This is a genomic window from Streptomyces sp. SDr-06 (assembly GCF_003324565.1).
Lineage (GTDB): Bacteria > Actinomycetota > Actinomycetes > Streptomycetales > Streptomycetaceae > Streptomyces.
In genome coordinates this window covers 29,079-46,872 of record NZ_QOLA01000026.1, presented here as the reverse complement: position 1 = coordinate 46,872, position 17,794 = coordinate 29,079, and the positions used below count along the sequence as shown (strand labels likewise).

Annotated in this window: 16 protein-coding genes; 4 read left to right on the top strand and 12 right to left on the bottom strand. The window is 73.7% G+C overall.

Annotated elements, in window-relative coordinates; translation table 11 throughout:
- The first annotated feature begins 9 nt into the window (after positions 1-9).
- Positions 10-1,281, top strand: a complete 1,272-nt coding sequence (efeB, locus tag DT019_RS33610; protein ID WP_114040770.1) for an iron uptake transporter deferrochelatase/peroxidase subunit — start codon at positions 10-12, stop codon at positions 1,279-1,281.
- A gap of 3 nt (positions 1,282-1,284) precedes the next feature.
- On the opposite strand, the gene DT019_RS33605 is transcribed toward efeB, so the two are convergent.
- The 4 genes from DT019_RS33605 to DT019_RS33590 are packed head-to-tail and all read right to left on the bottom strand — an operon-like array spanning position 1,285 to position 4,729.
- Positions 1,285-2,232, bottom strand: a complete 948-nt coding sequence (locus DT019_RS33605) for a M56 family metallopeptidase (RefSeq protein WP_114040769.1) — start codon at positions 2,230-2,232, stop codon at positions 1,285-1,287.
- A 3-nt stretch (positions 2,233-2,235) separates the two neighbouring features.
- A complete protein-coding gene (locus DT019_RS33600; protein ID WP_114040768.1) occupies positions 2,236-2,619 on the bottom strand; it encodes a BlaI/MecI/CopY family transcriptional regulator in 384 nt (127 codons plus the stop codon).
- Positions 2,620-2,675: 56 nt separating this feature from the next.
- The gene (locus DT019_RS33595) at positions 2,676-3,425 is read right to left on the bottom strand and encodes a polysaccharide deacetylase family protein (RefSeq protein ID WP_223279884.1); all 750 of its coding nucleotides are present in this window, start codon (positions 3,423-3,425) and stop codon (positions 2,676-2,678) included.
- Positions 3,422-4,729, bottom strand: a complete 1,308-nt coding sequence (locus DT019_RS33590; protein ID WP_223279883.1) for an MGDG synthase family glycosyltransferase — start codon at positions 4,727-4,729, stop codon at positions 3,422-3,424. Before DT019_RS33590 ends, DT019_RS33595 begins: the two co-directional genes overlap by 4 nt.
- A 366-nt stretch (positions 4,730-5,095) precedes the next feature.
- Between DT019_RS33590 and DT019_RS33585 the strand changes: the two genes are divergently transcribed.
- Entirely contained in the window at positions 5,096-6,061 is a 966-nt protein-coding gene (locus DT019_RS33585; protein WP_114040767.1) for a pirin family protein, read from the top strand.
- A gap of 16 nt (positions 6,062-6,077) precedes the next feature.
- Here the strand turns inward: DT019_RS33585 and DT019_RS33580 are convergent, their stop codons facing one another.
- The gene (locus DT019_RS33580) at positions 6,078-6,938 is read right to left on the bottom strand and encodes a class I SAM-dependent methyltransferase (protein WP_114040766.1); all 861 of its coding nucleotides are present in this window, start codon (positions 6,936-6,938) and stop codon (positions 6,078-6,080) included.
- A 761-nt stretch (positions 6,939-7,699) separates the two neighbouring features.
- Here DT019_RS33580 and DT019_RS33575 point away from each other — a divergent pair.
- Together DT019_RS33575 and DT019_RS33570 are read left to right on the top strand one after the other, a co-directional pair.
- The gene (locus tag DT019_RS33575) at positions 7,700-9,235 is read left to right on the top strand and encodes an FMN-binding glutamate synthase family protein (RefSeq protein ID WP_114040765.1); all 1,536 of its coding nucleotides are present in this window, start codon (positions 7,700-7,702) and stop codon (positions 9,233-9,235) included.
- Positions 9,236-9,361: 126 nt separating this feature from the next.
- A complete protein-coding gene (locus DT019_RS33570; RefSeq protein ID WP_114040764.1) occupies positions 9,362-10,021 on the top strand; it encodes a phosphatase PAP2 family protein in 660 nt (219 codons plus the stop codon).
- Positions 10,022-10,085: 64 nt separating this feature from the next.
- On the opposite strand, the gene DT019_RS33565 is transcribed toward DT019_RS33570, so the two are convergent.
- The 7 genes from DT019_RS33565 to DT019_RS33535 are packed head-to-tail and all read right to left on the bottom strand — an operon-like array spanning position 10,086 to position 17,791.
- Positions 10,086-11,444, bottom strand: coding sequence for a glutamate-1-semialdehyde 2,1-aminomutase (locus DT019_RS33565; protein ID WP_114040763.1), 1,359 nt, complete (start codon positions 11,442-11,444; stop codon positions 10,086-10,088).
- Between the two features lie 37 nt (positions 11,445-11,481).
- Positions 11,482-12,030: a dTDP-4-dehydrorhamnose 3,5-epimerase gene (gene rfbC, locus DT019_RS33560; protein WP_114040762.1), complete on the bottom strand. Its 549-nt coding sequence runs from the start codon at positions 12,028-12,030 to the stop codon at positions 11,482-11,484.
- Positions 12,027-13,262, bottom strand: coding sequence for a polysaccharide pyruvyl transferase family protein (locus tag DT019_RS33555; RefSeq protein ID WP_114040761.1), 1,236 nt, complete (start codon positions 13,260-13,262; stop codon positions 12,027-12,029). The genes rfbC and DT019_RS33555 overlap by 4 nt, the downstream gene beginning before the upstream one ends.
- Positions 13,259-14,206 carry a glycosyltransferase family 2 protein gene (locus DT019_RS33550; protein ID WP_114040760.1) on the bottom strand — a complete coding sequence of 316 codons (948 nt, stop codon included), beginning with the start codon at positions 14,204-14,206 and terminating at the stop codon, positions 13,259-13,261. The genes DT019_RS33555 and DT019_RS33550 overlap by 4 nt, the downstream gene beginning before the upstream one ends.
- Positions 14,203-15,498, bottom strand: a complete 1,296-nt coding sequence (locus DT019_RS33545) for a hypothetical protein (protein WP_114040759.1) — start codon at positions 15,496-15,498, stop codon at positions 14,203-14,205. Before DT019_RS33545 ends, DT019_RS33550 begins: the two co-directional genes overlap by 4 nt.
- Positions 15,495-16,778, bottom strand: coding sequence for a DUF4910 domain-containing protein (locus DT019_RS33540; RefSeq protein ID WP_114040758.1), 1,284 nt, complete (start codon positions 16,776-16,778; stop codon positions 15,495-15,497). Before DT019_RS33540 ends, DT019_RS33545 begins: the two co-directional genes overlap by 4 nt.
- The gene (locus DT019_RS33535; RefSeq protein WP_114040757.1) at positions 16,766-17,791 is read right to left on the bottom strand and encodes an NAD-dependent epimerase/dehydratase family protein; all 1,026 of its coding nucleotides are present in this window, start codon (positions 17,789-17,791) and stop codon (positions 16,766-16,768) included. The genes DT019_RS33540 and DT019_RS33535 overlap by 13 nt, the downstream gene beginning before the upstream one ends.
- Positions 17,792-17,794: the final 3 nt, after the last annotated feature.

Genomic DNA, 17,794 nt, shown 5'->3' with positions numbered 1-17,794 from the left:
AACCCCGACATGCCCGCCGAAACCCCCGCCCCGCAAGGCGGTTGCCCCGCCGGACGGCGCTCGTTCGTCAAGACGGCCCTGGGCGCGGGCGCGGCCGGTGCCGTCCTGGCCGGCGGGGGATTCGCGCTCAGCCAGGCCGGTACGGCCCCGGCACACGCGGACGGCGCCAGCGACGGCGGCACGGTCCCCTTCCACGGCGCCCACCAGGCCGGCATCCTCACCCCGCAGCCCGCGGCCGCCACCTTCGTCTCCCTGGACGTCATCGCCGAGAGCCGCAAGGACCTCGGCGACCTGCTGCGCACCATCACCGAACGGGCCCGCTTCCTGACCGCCGGCGGCGCCCCCGCCGACCTCGGCGTCGGCGCCCCGCCGTCCGACAACGGCATCCTCGGCCCGGTCGTCCCCGCCGACGAGCTGACCGTCACGGTCGGCGTCGGCGCCTCGCTCTTCGACGACCGGTACGGACTCGCCAAGGCCAAGCCGGTGCGCCTCACGCCCATGCGGACCTTCCCCAACGACAACCTCAAGGCCGCCGAATGCCACGGCGACCTCTCGCTCCAGATCTGCGGCGCCCGCCAGGACGTGGTCCTGCACGCCCTGCGCGACATCGCCCGGCACACCCGCGGCGCCATGCAGATCAAGTGGCGCATCGACGGCTTCCAGAACGCGCCGCGCCCCACCGGCGCCCAGCGCAACCTGCTCGGCTTCAAGGACGGCATCGTCAACCCGGACGTGAAGTCCTCGCGTGAGACCGACCGCCTGATCTGGGTCGGCGACGCGCTGGGCGAGCCCTCCTGGGCGGTCGGCGGCAGCTACCAGGTCATCCGGGTGATCCGCATGCTCGTCGAGTTCTGGGACCGGGTCTCGCTCACCGAGCAGGAGAAGATGTTCGGCCGCCGCAAGGACACCGGCGCCCCGCTCGACGGCGCCGCCGAGACCGACATCCCCCAGTACGCCAAGGACCCGCACGGCACCGCGATCCCGATGAACGCGCACATACGCCTCGCCAACCCCAGGACCCCGCAGACGGACAACACCCGCATCCTGCGCCGGGGTTACAACTACGACCGGGGCATCGACAACGTCGGCAACCTCGACATGGGCCTGGTCTTCTGCAGCTACCAGCAGGACGTCAAGCGGCAGTTCGAGGCGACCCAGGAGCGGCTCATCGACGAGCCGCTCGTCGACTACATCTCCCCGACCGGCGGCGGCTACTTCTACGCCCTGCCGGGTGTGAAGGACTCCTCCGACTGGCTGGGCCGGGGCCTGCTGGCCACCTGAGCCTCAGCCCTCGTGGTGACGGTGGTGGTGGGGCCGCCCGGCCGCGTACGCGTGGCCGGGCGACGCGGTGTCGAAGAGCTGGTCCATGTCGTCGGCGGACAGCGCCAGGCTGAAGCAGCAGATCACCATGAGCAGCGCGTGCGCCACGACCAGATCGCGGCGGAAGGGCGGCGGCGGAGCCAGCAGCGCCCGCACACGCTGCGGTACGGGACCGCCGGTCGCGGCGAGCGAGTGGCGCGGGGCCCGCTTGGCCGCGAGGGCCGCCCGCGCGACCGCCCGGGCCACCAGCGTCCGGTCGCCCACCAGGGCGCCGGCCTCCTCGTCGGCCCAGCGCTCCACCGCGAGACTCCCGGCCCGCGCGACCGGCCGCAGCATCGGATCGAGCGCCGCCGCCAGGCGCAGCACCAGCAGGAACACATGGTGGCGGTGGCGCAGATGGGCCCGCTCGTGCGCGAGCAGCGCCGTGCGCTCGTCCGTGCTCAGGGCCCGCAGCATCCCGGACGAGACCACGACGCGTCCCGGCGATCCCGGCAGCGCGAACGCCTGCGGTACGGGGTCGTCGACCACCGCGAGCCCGCTGCCCGCCGGCAGCGCGCGGCACTCCCGGCGGGCCGCCAGCCACACCACGCCCTGCCGCCAGGCGCTCACCGCCAACGCCCCCGCACAGCCCGCCACGGCCAGCGCGCAGACCGCCGCGACCAGCCGGTTGACCGGGGTGTGCGCCGCCAGCAGACCCGGCGACCACTCACCCTCCGCGGCCACGGCCGGGATCTGCCCGATGAGCGTGAACGCCATCATGCCGAGGGCGCCGGCCGTGCCGACCGCCGCGACCAGCGAGGTCAGCGTCAGGAGCCAGGCGGCCAGGCGCGGCGGCAGCCGGCCACCGGCCCAGGGCGCCACGAGCGCGAGCACCGCGCCGACCACGAGAGGGGTGCAGAGGGCGACGCGCACCGCTCAGCCCTCCTTGTGCCCGCGCAGCAACTGCTCGAGGATCTCTTCGTCCTCGGTGCCCAGTTCGGAGACGAACCGGGCGAGCACCGCGGCCCGGTCGCCGCCCTTCTCCAGCAGTGCCCGCATGCCCGCGGCGGCGTGCCCCGCCTCGTCCCGCACGGGGGAGTAGAGGTAGCCCCGGCCCGCCCGCTCCCGCGTGACCAGGCCCTTCTCGTACAGCCGGGACAGGATGGTCAGGACCGTGGTGTAGGCGGGGTCACCGGCGACGCGCTCGCGGACCGTGCCGGCGGCGGCGGGTTCCCCGGCCGCCCAGAGCGCGGCGAGCACCTCGTTCTCCAGCTCACCGGGCGCCCGCCGCCCGGCCGTTCCGGCGCCGTCGTCCGCCACGTCCGTACCCCTTCGTCCCTGCCGCGCCCGGTGGCCACCGGGCGGGACCCAAGCTACTACGCCGCGTAGAGGCGCTCGCAGCCGTGGTCGCGCAGCGGTCCCGTCCGCCAGCCCCGGGCCCGCCAGGCGTCGAGGAGCCCCGGCAGCGCGCCCAGGGTGGTGCGCCACGAGCCGGTCGCCGAGGTGCAGTCGGAGTCGTGCAGCAGCACCGTGCCGCCGCCGCGCAGCGAACGCATCACCGTGTCGTGCACCGAGCGCGGCGTCGCCCGGCGGCGCCAGTCCTCACCCCACGCCGTCCACAGGACGGGCGTGAGTCCGAGCTCGTGGCAGGCCAGGTGGGCCCCCGTGCTCATCACCCCGTACGGCGGCCGGAAGAGCCGGGGGCGCTCGCCGGTGACCTCGCCGACCAGGTCACGGGCGCGTTCGAGATCGTCCCGGGTGGCGCGGGGCCCGCGCAGCACCAGCGGGCGGTGCGCCCAGCCGTGCACCCCGATCTCGTGTCCGGCGGCCGCCATCTCCTTGGCGAGCCCGGGTGAGCGGGCGAGCATCGAGCCGAGCACGAAGAACGTGGCCCGCACGCCCTCCCGTTCGAGGAGCCGGAGGAAGTGCGGCGTCGAGAGGTGGTCGGGTCCGTCGTCGAAGGTCAGCGCGATGTGGTCCGGGTGCCCGACGCCGGAGAGACCGGGCATGGTCCGGTTGCGCACGGGGCCGAGGGCGAAGACGGCCGGCGCCGCGTGCGCGACGGCGAGCGCGGGCAGCGTCCCCGCCGCGACGAGCAGCGCGGTTCTGGCGGTACGTGAACTCACAGTTCGCACCTTTCGACAAGGCTGTGGGCGAGGCGGGGCAGGCGCCCGCCGTCGGACGCGTAGGCATGGGCGAGCGGCGCCCCGACTCCGAGGGAGAGGGCCGCGGTGAGCGTGGCGGCCGCCAACTTGCCCCGGGAGACGGCGAGGTGGCGCCTCCGGCCGACCTGCGGTTGGGGGAGTGCCGCGGCGGCGATGACGGCCGCCGGGCCGGGGTCGGGCGACATGAGGGCGAGCCCGGCCGCCCGCTGGCGCTCCCCGAGCGGCCCCTTGACGAGGTCGGACAGGACGGGGGTGAGGTCCTGGGGTGTGCGGATCCACACGGCGAGCCCCGCCTCGTCCAGGGCGGCCGCGTTGGTCTGCCCGTGCCCCGGTATGCACCGGTAACTGGCCACGGGCAGCCCGCCGGCGAACGCTTCGAGCGAGGTGAGGCCCCCGGCGTTCTGGACGAGTACGTCGCAGGCGTGCATCAGCCGCGGCATGTCCCCGATCCACTCGTGGACGTACCGGAACCCGTCCGCGCGCAACCGCTCGGCCAGCGCGGTGTTGCGCCCGCACACGATCACCGGCTCGGCGGCGGCGCTGTCCCGTATCTCGGCGGCCGATTCACGCACCGGACCCACGCCCCAGGATCCCGCCACCAGGAGGGCGAGCGGGGCGTCCTGGGGGAGGCCGAACAGGTCACGGGCGTCCCGGCGTTCGGCCTCGTCGGCCGCGGCGAAACGGGGCCCGGTCACCGGACCGGTCACCCGCACCCCGGCCGCGCCGAGCGCGGCGGCCTGCTCCGCCGGGACCGGGTGCGCGGCGAGGTGCGCGTCGATGCCGGGCGCGACCCACAGGGGGTGCACCGAGAAGTCGGTGAGATAGGTGAATGCGGGAACGCCCAGGCGCCCGTCGCGCCGCAGCGCGCCCAGCACCTGACTGGCGAGCGGATAGGTGGACACGACCGCCTGCGACCGTGCCCCGACCGCCCGGAGCGTGCGCCTCTCGGCGCCGCGGAGCAGGGCGCGGACGACCGGTCCCGGGGAGCCCGAGCGTTCGGTGGCGGCGTAGATCCGCTGGTAGCCGGAGGGCGCGCTGGTGAGCAGCCGGTGGTACACGCCGGCGAGGAGGCGGCCGAGCCGGGCCGGCAGCAGGTCGAGGAAGTCGTGCCGGTCCACCAGGAACCCGTCCGCCTCCAACCGGAGGGCGAGCGCGTCGGCGGCGCCGTCGTGCCCCGCGCCCACGCTCGCGGACACGATGGTGATCCGGCCGCCGCGGGGCGGGCCGATGGGCCGGAGGTCGTCCGGGATGTCACAGCGGGGCACGGTCGATCAGCCTCCTGAAGAGCACGCAGAACACCGCCTCCGGACGCCGCGGCCTCGGGGCGCGGCGGGGGCTGCCACGAGAACCTACTACATGATGTAGAACATCGGGCGGGGCGGGCGCGGGGCGCGAGGAGGCGCCCGGGGTGCGCGGGCGGTCGGGTCGTGGGGACGGTGGGAAAGGAGGGGGAGGGGAGGGCGCAAGGCAACCGGGGTGACGGACAGGCGCCGGCCGCGTAAACGAACACCCGCCCGTCGACGCTCGTCTGACCTGCTGAAAGGTGAAGGGCTGCGGGCCCTCGCCGGGACCTGGCAGGCTGGTGCCAGGAACCTGGGGCCCCGTGCCCCGCGAGGGAATAGGTTGACCGCATGAGCAATCTCGATCGCCAGCCCGCGCTCTCCGTCTGCGGTGGACGTGGCTTCGTCGTGGCCGAGCCGGTGCGCGAGCTTCTCTCGCCGCGCACCGTGCAGCTCGGCGAGTCCACCGAGGTGCGCAGGCTGCTGCCGAACCTGGGCCGCCGGATGGTCGGGGCCTGGGCGTTCGTCGACCACTACGGCCCCGACGACATCGCCGACGAACCCGGCATGCAGGTGGCGCCCCACCCCCACATGGGCCTGCAGACCGTGAGTTGGCTGCACCAGGGCGAGGTGCTGCACCGCGACAGCCTGGGCAGCCTCCAGACCGTACGCCCCCGGGAGCTCGGCCTGATGACCTCCGGCCGCGCCATCAGCCACTCCGAGGAAACCCCCCGGTCGCACAGCCGCTTCCTGCACGGGGCCCAGCTGTGGGTCGCCCTGCCCGACGCCCACCGCCATGTCGAACCGCACTTCCAGCACCACGCGGACCTGCCCCACGCCACCGCGCCCGGCGTCGACGCGACCGTCATCCTGGGCGAGCTGGACGGCGCGGTGTCACCGGGCAGCACCTACACCCCGATCGTCGGCGCCGACCTCACCCTGGCGCAGGGCGCCGAGGCGCGGCTCCCGCTGAACCCCGACTTCGAGTACGCCGTCCTCGCCATGGCGGGCGAGGCCCACGTGGACGACGTACCGGTGCTCCCCGGCTCCATGCTGTACCTGGGCTGCGGCCGCACCGAACTCCCGCTCCGAGCCGCCTCCGACGCCTCCGTGATGCTGCTGGGCGGCGAGCCGTTCGAGGAGGAGATCGTGATGTGGTGGAACTTCGTGGGCCGCTCCAACGAGGAGATCCACCAGGCCCGTTCGGACTGGATGACGGGCTCCCGCTTCGGCGAGGTGAAGGGCTACGACGGCGCCCCGATCCCGGCGCCCGCCCTGCCCGGGGTGCCGTTGAAGCCGCGGGGGAGGGTGCGCTGAGCCGGGCGGTGCCCCGTCAGTGTGCGGGACCGGCTTCCTCGCGCCGTGCCGTCACCAGGTAGGCGGTGCCGAGCCAGCGGCGGGCTCCCCTGCTCACCGTCCTTTCCGGATGGTCGCGCCACTTCTGGTTCCAGCGGCGGACCGGTCGGTCCAGCGGCGGGACCAAGGGGGTCACGTCGTAGTGGACCGCGTCACGCGGCGCCAGCCCGGCGGCGCGCATCGTCCGGCGGAGCCGGGCCAGGGGGACCGCTCGTATGCCGGACACGGCCGCCGCGTGCCGCGGTGGGCCGAACAGCCCTTCAATGCGGCCGAGTACGCGCACCAACGGCCAGTAGACGAACCATTCGACCAGGCGGTACGGGCTCAGCGGATTGAGCATCGTCACCACGACCAGGCCGCCCGGCCGCACCACGCGGGCGATCTCACGCAACCCGGCGTTGGCGTCGGCGTACTCGAGGACGCCCATGGCGACGACGACATCGAAGTGCCGGTCGGGGAAGGGCATGTCCTCGACGCGCGCCACGCGCAACTCGACGTCGCCGAAGCCCTTCGTCCGGGCGGCGGCGACGTCGATCATCGCCGCGGAGCGGTCGCAGCCGGTGATCCGGAAGTCCTCGGGGCGGAGGTCCAGAAGGCGTCGTATCAGCATGCCCGGCCCGCAGCCCACGTCCAGCAGACGGCCGTGCGGGGCGTCACGGAGGGCTTCGTCGACCACATGCAGCCGAGACCAGTAGTAGCGCGTGGCGGGCCGGTGGCCCTCGTACGACTCGGCATAGCGGGTCGCGTCGTCCGGCGTCAGATACTGCGAGGCCACGGCGGCGTCGCGGGCCGCTCTGCCCGTACCGCGGTTCGCCCGTGCCGTCTTGGCAGGCGTCATCACTGCTCCCAGGGCTGATGCAAAGGTCCAGTGGGGGTGTTGCAGGCCTGGTCGGGGCCCGTGACGGACACGGCGAGGCTCCCGGTGCGGGATGACCGCGCACCGTCACGGGGTGGGGCAGGCGTCCACGCTAGGGAGACGGCCATGTGTCCCTCGAGGGGAAAACGAGTCGGTTTCGGGTGCGGCCCCCGCCCCGGCCGGGTGGAGAAATTCCGGTGCGAGAGGCAGGGGCGGTGAAATTGACGGGGGCATCGACCGTGGGCAAGCGGCGAGGTTCGCGCAGTTCGCCGGGCGGGGGACGGCCGCGCGGGACGCGCTGGCCGGTACCGGCGGTCACGGTCGGCTCGGGCCCGTGCGGGGTCCCGGTGACGCCGTGGACGACCTTGCGGAGGCGGCAAGGCCGCTGGCCGGAACCCCAACCACCGCGACATCAAGGTGAGTTGGCCGAACATGGTGCCTGAGGGCGGCCCGGGCGGGCGGGCCCCGTCGCGTTCGCACGCGACGGGTGCCCGGGCCGGATCGACTGTGCCGTCGGCGGGTTGGCCCGGATCGGAACCGGCGGTCACGGCCGCCGATTTCGAGATCGGTAGTCTGACGTTCATGACCGAGGCACGCCTCGTCATCGCCACCGGCAGGCACCGCCGGACCCAGGGCGCGGGGGCGCCGGGAGTCACTGCAACACAAGGAGCCGTGGACGGAGCGTCCAGGGCCGAGGCCGGTCGCGCGATCGGTGCGATGCGTCACGAGGGAGAGGAACGTCCATGCGGGCTCGAAGCATAGGTGCGGCGGCCGCCACAGCGTTGGCGCTGGTGGCCGCGAGGGACCTGGTCCAGAAGAAGCACGCACTGCTCAGGAACTTTCCCGTGATCGGGCACGCCCGGTACATGCTGGAGACCATCGGGCCCGAGTTGCGCCAGTACGTCGTGACGTCCAACGAGGAAGAGCGTCCGTTCAGCCGGGACCAGCGCACCTGGATCTACGCGTCGGCGAAGGGCGAGAACAACTACTTCGGGTTCGGCACCGACATGGACGTCGAGCATGTGCAGGGGCACGCGTATGTGAAGCAGCGCACCTTCGCGGGCCCGCTGCCCGATCCGCACGACCTCCAGGCTCCGCTGCCGTCGGCCAAGGTGCTGGGCGGGCCGCGCGGGCGCGCCAAGGCGTTCCGGCCGGCGAGCGTGGTGAACATCTCGGCGATGAGCTTCGGTTCGCTGTCCGGTGCGGCCATCACCGCGCTCAACAAGGGCGCGGCGCTGGCGGGCACGATGCAGAACACGGGTGAGGGCGGTCTCTCGCCGTACCACCGCAACGGGGGTGACCTGATTCTCCAGATCGGCACCTCGTACTTCGGCTGCCGCAACGAGGACGGCACCTTCAGCCTCGACCGGCTCAAGAAAGTGGTCGCCGGGGCGCCGGTCAGGGCGATAGAGATCAAGCTCTCCCAGGGCGCCAAGCCGGGCCTCGGCGGGATGTTGCCGGGTGCGAAGGTGACGTCCGAGATCGCCGGGATCCGCGGCATCCCGGCCGGGAAGGACTGTGCCTCGCCCTCTCGGCACACCGCCTTCCACGACGTCGACTCGATGCTGGACTTCGTGGAGCTGCTCGCGGCCGAGACCGGTCTGCCCGTCGGGATCAAGAGTGCTGTCGGGGACATGGCCTTCTGGCAGGAGCTGGCCACCCTCATGGCGCGGGGCGACCGCGGGGTCGACTTCATCACCGTCGACGGCGGCGAGGGCGGTACCGGGGCGGCCCCCCTGATCTTCTCCGACTCGGTGTCGCTGCCCTTCCGGATGGGCTTCTCCCGCGTCTACGGCACGTTCGCCGAGCGGGGGCTGACCGACGACGTGACCTTCATCGGCTCGGGCAAGCTCGGCCTGCCCGAGAACGCGGTCGTCGCCTTCGCCCTCGGCGTCGACATGATCAACGTCGGTCGTGAGGCGATGCTGTCCATCGGCTGCATCCAGGCGCAGAAGTGCCACACCGACAAGTGCCCCACCGGCATCGCGACCCAGGACCCGTGGCTGACGCGGGGCGTCGACGCGCCGTCCAAGGCCGCGCGCGCCGCCGTGTACCTGCGCACCCTGCGCAAGGAACTGCTGAAGGTCTCGGGCGCGGTCGGCGTCGCGCACCCGGGACTCATCACCACCAACGACATCGAGATCATGAACGGCGACTACGAGGCCCGCACCCTGGCCAGCGTCTACGGCTACAAGGAGGGCTGGGGCGAACTCGGCCCGGAGCGCGCCCGGGAGATCACCCGCCTGCTCACCGGGGCCCCGGACTCGGCCCAGAAGTGAGGCAGGCGGCGGGCTGGTCGCTCCCACCCGCAGCGGCATCGACTTCGCCTTGCCGAGCGGGTTAGCCTGCGGTGCCCGGCCGGCCTCAGTCTCCAGCGGGCCTGGGACCGCTGAGGGGGTGGGTGGATGAGCGGGCGGGCGGGGGCCGCGGTGCTGCCGTCGTCGTGGCGCGCCCCGCTCGGGCTGTTGGGGGTGCTCGCCACGCTCGTGGTCGCCGCGCTCGGGGTTCTGTACGCCGGTCGTCACACGCCGGGCCGGGTGGACAGGTGGATCCTGCCCGCGGTGGACGGGGTGCGGCCGCCGTGGCGGTCCGTCGCGCTGGCCCTGGACTTCCTGGGGGAGCCCGCCGGAGCGGTGCTGGTGGTCGCCGTCGCCGCGGCGGGCTGCCTGGTCATGCGGCATCCTCGCGCGGCCGTGCTCGTCGTGGTCGGCGTCTGCCTGGCCGTCGGGACGGCGACCGTGCTCAAGCACCTGGTGGGACGCACCATCCACGGCGACGGCAACCTGTCCTACCCCAGCGGGCACACCGCCTTCGCCACCTCGCTCGCCCTCGCGGTGGCGCTGCCCGCGGCCGGCCGGTTGGGCCTCGGCCGGACGGCGGGCGCGCTGGTCGTGCTCGCCGCGGCGCTGGTCGCCGGCGCCGCCATGGGCTGGGCACAGGTCGCCCTGGGCGCGCACTACCCGACCGATGTCCTCGGCGGCTGGTGCACCGCGCTGGTGGTGGTCCCGGCGTCCGCGTGGCTGGTCGATCGATGGGCAGACCCCCGCCCACCACAGGACCGTTGACGGGTTTGAACCGTGCCTGCGCGCCAACCCCGTTTTCCGGAAAGCTTATTGACCTGGCCTCACCTCATGCCTGGCGGCGGAACACCGGCTTCACCGGGCGTCCGCCCAGCCAGGGCGTCGGGTCGGCCGCTTCGAGGGCCTTGCGGTACACGGCGCATGCCTGAGCCACCACGTCCACGGTGTGGTCGATGTCGCTCTCGTCGAGCGCGCTGCTCACCACGAACGACGGGGCCAGCACGCCACCCGCGAGGAGTTGGCGCAGGAACAGGGTGCGGTACCCCTGCGACGGCTGCCGGTGCTCGTCGAGGGTGGCGAAGACCAGGTTGCTCGCCCGGCCCCGGACGACGAGGTGGTCCCCGACGCCCATGCTCGCCGCGGCGGCCCGGACACCGGCGGCCAGCCGCTCGCCGAGGGCGTGCAGCCGCGCGGTGACACCCTCTTCGGCATACGTGGTCTGCACGGCCATGGCGGCGGCCAGCGAGTGGGTCTCCGCTCCGTGCGTGGTGGACAGCAGGAACACCCGCTCGCCCATGTGGCGCAGCCCGCCCCGCTCCATCAGCGCGCGGCGCCCGGCCAGCGCGGAGACGGCGAACCCGTTGCCCAGTGCCTTGCCGAACGTGGAGAGGTCGGGGACGACGCCGTACAGGCCCTGGGCGCCCGCCTCGGACCAGCGGAAGCCGGTGATCATCTCGTCGAAGATCAGCACGCAGCCGTGCCGGTCGGCCAACTCCCGCAGACCGGCGAGGTATTCGGCCGTCGGGTCGACCGCGCTCGTGCCCGGCTGGGGGGCGTGGGTGGCGGGTTCGAGGATCAGGCAGGCGACCTCGCCCCGGTACCGGGTCAGCATCTCCTCCGTCGCCGCCAGGTCCCCGTACGGGAAGGTCAGGGTGAGCTCGCTCGTCGCCGCGGGGATGCCGGCGGACATCGGTGTGGTGGCGATGAACCAGTCGTCCACGGAGAAGAACGGATGGTCGCCGCAGACCGCCACCCGTGTGCGCCCGGTGGCGGCGCGGGCCAGGCGCACCGCGGCGGTGGTCGCGTCGGAGCCGTTCTTGGCGAACTTCACCATCTCGGCGGTCGGCACCGTGGCCAGGAAGCGCTCCGCGGCCTCGACTTCGACGATGGAGGGCCGGACGAAGTTGCTGCCCCGGTCGAGTTCGCGCCGCACCGCCTCGGTCACCCGGGGGTGGGCGTGGCCGAGGCTGACCGAGCGCAGGCCGGAGCCGTATTCGATGTAGCGGTTGCCGTCGATGTCCCACACGTGGGCGCCGCGGCCGTGGCTGATGACCGGGGCCAGGTGCTCGGGGTACTGGTCGTCGCCCTTGGCGTAGGTGTGCGCGCCGCCGGGGACCATCGCGTGCAGGCGCTCGTTGGCCCGGCGCGACCGGGGCAGGGCGAACTCTTCGGTGGCCTCGGTGTCCACGCCGACCTCAACTCTCTCTGTACGTACGGTCACTTGGTCAGGGTCGCTGCTTCAGGACCTCGGCCAGGCCCGGCGCCCCGCGGTCCCGCTGGGACATCGAGGTGACCGGCAGCGGCCACGCGATGGCGAGCTCCGGGTCGTCGAAGGCGATCGTCACGTCCTCGACCGGATCGTGCGGGCGGTCGATCCGGTACGAGACGTCGGCGGTGTCGCTCAGCGCCTGGAACCCGTGCGCGCAGCCCGCCGGGATGTACAGGGTCACCTGCGTCGTGTCGGACAGCTCGAAGACGGCCACGTCGCGGTAGGTCGGCGAGTCCGCCCGCAGGTCCACGACGACGTCGAAGACGCTCCCGTACGAGCACCGCACCAGCTTGGCCTCGCCGGCGCCGGCGCGCAGGTGCAGACCGCGCAGCACGCCCCGGGCCGAGCGGGACACACTGTCCTGGACGAAGGCGTCCGGGTCGAGGCCCACCGAGCGGACCACCTCGGCGTCGAAGGTGCGGCAGAAGAAGCCGCGTTCGTCGGCGTAGGGCGTCGGCTCGAACAGGTACGCCCCGTCGATCGCCGGGACCTCGGTCGCCTTCATGGTGCCTCCCGCAGGGCGTGATGGTGGGTGGGGGCGGCCGGGAACAGGGCCGCGGTCAGGGCGGTGAACTGGTCCTCCAGCTGCCGGGTGGCGACGGCGTTCCGCTCGGCGAGGATCCGCCGCAGTTCCGCCGAGCGCCGCTCCAGCGCCCGGAACTGGTCGAGCAGGCGGTCGGCGTCGACCTCGCGGGCCGGGTGGCAGTAGGCGGCGAGGCCCATCCGCGCCATGAGCGCGTCGCTCTTGGCGGCGTAGCTGAGGGCGAGCGTCGGGGTGCCGGCCTTCAGCGCGCAGACCAGGTTGTGGTACCGGGTCGCCACCACGGCGTCGGCGGCCGCGGTCTCCTTCATCAGGTCGGCGAGCGAGCCCGCCGTGGCGGCGGTGACGAGCGGCGAGTCCACCGCGCCGAGGATCGCGACGACCACCGGCTCGTCGCACGCGTCGCCGGTGAGCAGCCGGACCGGCCTGCCGTCGTCGACCAGCGCGCGGACGAACCGGATCGTCCCGTCGAGGTAGCGCCGGTGGATGTCCTCGGCGCGGGCGCGGTCGTCGTCGCCGCCGTGGAAGTCCATCACGCCGACGCAGACCGGGCCCGGCCCGTCGCGGGGGCCGGCGGCCGGGAGCGCCGGCAGGGCGAACGCGAGGTCCGGGTACACCTCGTCGGCCGCGGTGTCCACACCCATGTCCCGCATCGCGGCGCGGGACGGGGCGTCCCGGTACGAGCGGTAGGAGGCGAGCCGCGCGGACCAGCGCACCAGGGTCCGCGTCGCCCGGTTCCCGATCGGGGCGGCTCCGACACCGACCAGGGCGACGCGGGTGCCGAGCAGTCGGCCCGATGCGCAGAGCAGGAAGAGGGCGTACGGAAACCCCCACGGCCGCAGCGGCAGGGTGGCCTCCAGGACGCCCATGCCGGGCACGATCACCACGTCGTGCCGACGCACCCAGGCGGCGGTGCGGACGGCGTCGACGAGTTTGCCCAGGCCCTTGGCCGCGACCGCGCCCGCACGCGACGCGGTCCGGTATTCCCCGCGGTACCAGTGCAGTCGCGTCGCGGGGATGCCGTACCGGGCCGCGACGACCTCCGGACCGCCGCACAGCGCGTCGACGACCGCCTCGGGATGCTCGGCGCGGAGGTGGCCGAGCACGGCTTCGAGCGACCCGTCGTTGCCGAGGTTCCCCGAGCCGAGCAGCCCGAACACCCCTACGCGCACCGGGGTTCGGCCCGCCGACGTCATGCGCGCCTCCCCTCCCGTCCCGCGACGAGGGCGTCGACGCTGACCGTGAGCCGGCCCGGGTCGACCGGGGCCCGGTCCTCGACCCGCTCGCCCGCGCCCGGCCGGGCCCGGCTGGCCATCCAGGCGGCCAGGTGGCGGTAGCAGGCGCGCCGGTCGGCCGCGGACAGCGGTGCCCGCCGGATCGCCGCGGCGAAGCCCCAGACGTACTCGGCGAGCAGCCGGGGCGTCGGGTGCAGCGGGCCCGCCCGGCGCGGGTCCAGGTTGACGCAGCGGGAGCGCTTGGAGGGGTTCGCCCGCTCGGCGCGGGTGGGATGGTCGCGGCGGAAGTACAGCAGCTCCGGCACCTGGTGGAAGGGCCCGTGCAGGACGATCTCGGCGACGAAGGTGCGGTCCGCGTGGTGGTAGCTGTCGTGCGGCCTCACCCGGCGGAGCATGTCCGCCCGCATCACTCCGTAGAAGTCGTCGCCGCCGGGCTCGAACAGGAAGCTGCGGAAGCGCTCCGGCGCGTGCGGCGAGTCGGTGGCGATCTTGTACTCGTAAGGGACCTTCACCTGTCCGTCGCCGTCGATGACCGCCTGGCCGGAGTGCACCAGGACCACCTCGGGCCGCTCGTCCAGCGCCTCGACGCAGCGCCGCAGCAGGTCCCGGGCGTACAGGTCGTCGTGCGAGGCCCACTTGAACAGTTCGCCGCGGCACTGGGTGAAGACGTAGTTGTGGTTCGGGGCGGCGCCGATGTTCCGGGGCAGCCGGAGATAGCGGACCCGGGTGTCCCGCGCGGCGTACGCGCGGCAGATGTCCTGGGTCCCGTCGGTCGAGGCGTTGTCGCAGACGACCAGCTCGAAGTCCTCGTAGGTCTGGCCGAGCAGCGCCTCGAACGACTCGGCGAGGTACTCCTCGCCGTTGTACACGGGCAGTCCGATGCTCAGCCGGGGATGGGCGGTCATGACGTCCTCACTTCGGGGATGGGGATGCGGTGGCGCTCGCGCAGGGCGGACCGCAGCTGGAGCCACCACACGGCCGAGCCGCTCAGCGTCGCGGCGGCGACGCCCCAGGCGGACCCGACCGTGCCGCCCGCGGCCGCCCCGCCGAGCCCGCCGACGACGTAGCAGGCGGAGGCGAACAACTGGCAGCGCAGGCTGCGGCGGGCCGCGGCGAGCGCGCGCAGCCCGGCCGCCGCGCCGGTGCCGAGCCCGGCGCCCGCCACGCCGAGGGTGACCGGCACGATGAGCCGGGAGGCCGCGCTCCACACGTCGCCGAGCGCCAACTCGCCGAGCCGGTCGGGCAGCAGGAGCAGTGCCGCGCCCCAGGCCAGCGCGGCGGCGGCCTGCGCTCCGCCCAGCAGGAGGCAGAACCTGCCGAGGCGGTGCGGGGCCCGCCGCACCACGCGCGCCGCCTCCGCGACGGTGACGAGCGAGAGCCCCATGAGCACGGCCATGAACGGGCCGAGCAGGAGCTCGGCGCCCCGGACCACACCCACCGCGCTGACCCCGACGATGGCGCCGAGCCCATAGGCGCGCAGCTGGCTCGCGCCGCTGACGCCGATGTTCTCGACCAAGTACCGGTAGCCGAGGTCGCGGTGAGCGCGCAGCCATGCGCGCGCGCCGGACAGCCGGGGCCGGATGCCGGACTGGAAGCAGCCGTACACCGCGGCCACCGCGGCGGACGCGCCCCAGGCGAGCACGAAGGCGGCCACGCTGCCCACGACGGCCGCCACCACCATGGCCGGGACGAGCGCGACGCCCCACACCAGGTCGTTGACGAAGGCCTTGCGCCCGGTGCCGGCGGCGAAGAACGCGTACCGCCAGGCGTCCTGCGTCAAAAGCCCCGGCAGTACGGCGCCGAGGCAGGCGAACGCGGTCCCCACGCTCGTGCCGAGCGCCAGGCCGACCACCAGGCACACGGCGCCGACCGCGGTGCCGACGCCGAGCGCGGTGCCCGAGGACCGGGCCACCGCCGCGCGCCAGGAAGCGTCCGGCACGCCGCTGAAGCGCACCACCAGCGGGTCGGTGGCCAGGCCGCGGGAGACGCTGAGGACCACGCCGTAGGTCACCCAGGCCAGGCTGAACACGCCGAACGCGGTCAGCCCCAGCGAGCGGGCCACGTACATGCCCACCACGAAGTTGGACAGGCTGGACGCCGCCTGGTCGGCCAGTCCCCAGGACAGCCGGCCGACGACGGCCCGCCGGGCGGCCCCGGCCGGTGTCGTCGTCTCCCGCCCGGTGGTCACGCGCGTCATGCCTTGATCAGTCCTGCGCCCTGGAGGGCGTCGGCCGCGGCGGCGACGGCGCCGAACGGCAGCCCGGACCGCTCGGCGACGTCCAGCAGGCTGTGTTCGCCGTCGGAGAGGCTCAGCACCCAGAGCATGGCCATCTGGGCCTGCTGGGCGTCGCTGCGCCCCCCGAGCGCGTCGTACAACCCGCGCCGGCCCAGCTGGGGTTCGCCGTAGGGGCTGAGGTTGAGGTAGCGCCGGTTGCGGTCCAGGACGGCGAACGCCTCGCGGCACACGGCCAGCGTGTCCGCCAGCGCGGTGGGGGAGACGAAGTCCGGGTTGTCCGCCGAGGTGTGGTACTCGGGGTAGCCGGCGTACGGGGTGCGGCTGAGCGAGCCCACACCGAGGTCGAACCCGGGCGAGCAGTACTGCCGCTCGTCGTAGCCGTACGGAGTGAACTCCGTTGTGCGGTGCGGGCGTTCGGAGGCGGCCAGCACGTGGCGCATCACCCGGTCGATCTCCGCGTCGCCGCGCCTGCTCTGCTTGTACGTCAGGTCGCCCCGGTCCCCGGCGCAGGCCAGCACCAGGCCGTGTTTGATCTGCTCGACGCGTTCCGCGTTGCGGGCCAGCCAGGTGATCGCCCCGATGGTGCCGGGGGCGAAGATGAACCGGTAGGTGTAGTGGGGCGTTCGCTCCGCCAGTGCCCGGGCCAGGAACACCGCCACCGCGATGCCCGCCAGGTTGTCGTTGGCCAGGGACGGGTGGCAGACGTGGCAGGAGACGATCACCTCGTCGGCGGTCTGCCCGGGCACGACGTGCTCGGCGTAGGTGAGGTGGCCGTCGGCGAGCGTGGAGTCGACGCGCACCTCGTAGTCGCCGTCCGGCAGTGCGTCCAGGGTGTCCTGCGCCAGGCAGAACCCCCAGCGCGGCTCGTAGTAGCTGGTCCGGTACGGCACCCACGCGGGGTGGTCGGGCAGGGTGTGCAGATGGCTCCGCAGCTCGGCCAGCGGCATGGTCGCCGCCACCGGCACGCTGTAGCCGAGCACATGCAGGTTGGACTCGGCGAAGTCGACGACCCGGTTCCCCGCGGCGTCGGCGACGTAGGCGTCCCGGATGTTCCACTCCTGCGGCACCGTCCAGTCGAGCACCTGGGTCCCGGTCGGCACCTCGTGCAGCTCCAGCGGGACGTACTCGTCGACGATCGCGAGGGTGGCGCGCACGCCGTCGCCGGTGATGCTGCGGCACAGCGGGAACAACCGCTCCACCAGCGCGTGCATCTCCTCGCCGGCCGCGGTCACCGGCGCCACCGCAGCGTCTCGTCCACGGTGTTGGCCTCCGACGCCGCCCGGAGGACGGCGAGCCGGGTGAAGCGCCGCTCGAAGTCCTCCGTCGTCAGCCCGAACCTCCGGTAGGCGTCGGCGAGTTCGAGCGCTCCGCGCTTGACCGTCCACTCGCAGTCGAAGCCGGGCACCGCGGCGCGGAAGCGGGCGAAGTCCACCCGGTAGGAGCGCGGGTCGGCGCCGGTCTCCCCGGTGATCACCACCTTGGAGCCGGTCACCGCCTCGGCGACCTGCTCGGCGATCTCGGCGACGGTGACGTTGTTGGCCTCGCTGCCGATGTTGAACGCCCGGTCGTGGACCGCTTCCCGGGGCGCGGTCAGCGCGGCCGCGAAGGCACGGGCGATGTCACCGGCGTGCACCAGCGGGCGCCAGGGGGTGCCGTCGGAGAGGACGAGCACCTCGCCCGAGAGCAGCGCGTGGCCCACCAGGTTGTTCAGCACGATGTCGGCGCGCAGCCGGGGGGAGTGGCCGAAGGCGGTGGCATTGCGCATGAAGACGGGGGTGAAGTCGGCGTCGGCCAGCGCGTGCAGATCGTCCTCCACCCGCACCTTGGACTCCGCGTACGGGGTGACCGGGCGCAACGGGGCGTCCTCCCCGACCAGTTCGTCACCGCCCGCCGCACCGTAGACCGAGCACGTCGAGGCGTACAGGAAGCGCTTCACCCCGGCGTCGCGGGCCAGCCGGGCCAGGCGCACGGACGCGTGGTGGTTGATGTCGTAGGTGAGCTGCGGGGCCAGGGAGCCCAGCGGGTCGTTGGAGAGCGCGGCCAGGTGGATCACGGCGTCCACCCCGGCCACGTGCTCGGCCGTCACGTCGCGCAGGTCGACCCGGTGCCCCGGCGGGTCCGAGGGAGGCGGGCCGAGGACGCAGTCGGCGAACAGGCCGGAGTCAAGGCCGACGACCTCGTGTCCGGCGGCCGCGAGGACCGGGGCCATCACGGTGCCCAGATAGCCCTGGTGTCCGGTGAGCAGTACGCGCAAGGT

What these genes read in the sequence shown, in the direction of transcription:
- efeB (WP_114040770.1), top strand. Translation starts at nt 10, where the DNA reads ATGCCCGCCGAAACCCCCGCCCCGCAAGGCGGTTGCCCCGCCGGACGG.
- DT019_RS33550 (WP_114040760.1), bottom strand. Translation starts at nt 14,206, where the DNA reads ATGACCGCCCATCCCCGGCTGAGCATCGGACTGCCCGTGTACAACGGC.
- DT019_RS33570 (WP_114040764.1), top strand. Translation starts at nt 9,362, where the DNA reads ATGAGCGGGCGGGCGGGGGCCGCGGTGCTGCCGTCGTCGTGGCGCGCC.
- rfbC (WP_114040762.1), bottom strand. Translation starts at nt 12,030, where the DNA reads ATGAAGGCGACCGAGGTCCCGGCGATCGACGGGGCGTACCTGTTCGAG.
- DT019_RS33580 (WP_114040766.1), bottom strand. Translation starts at nt 6,938, where the DNA reads ATGACGCCTGCCAAGACGGCACGGGCGAACCGCGGTACGGGCAGAGCG.
- DT019_RS33555 (WP_114040761.1), bottom strand. Translation starts at nt 13,262, where the DNA reads ATGACGTCGGCGGGCCGAACCCCGGTGCGCGTAGGGGTGTTCGGGCTG.
- DT019_RS33545 (WP_114040759.1), bottom strand. Translation starts at nt 15,498, where the DNA reads ATGACGCGCGTGACCACCGGGCGGGAGACGACGACACCGGCCGGGGCC.
- DT019_RS33575 (WP_114040765.1), top strand. Translation starts at nt 7,700, where the DNA reads ATGCGGGCTCGAAGCATAGGTGCGGCGGCCGCCACAGCGTTGGCGCTG.
- DT019_RS33585 (WP_114040767.1), top strand. Translation starts at nt 5,096, where the DNA reads ATGAGCAATCTCGATCGCCAGCCCGCGCTCTCCGTCTGCGGTGGACGT.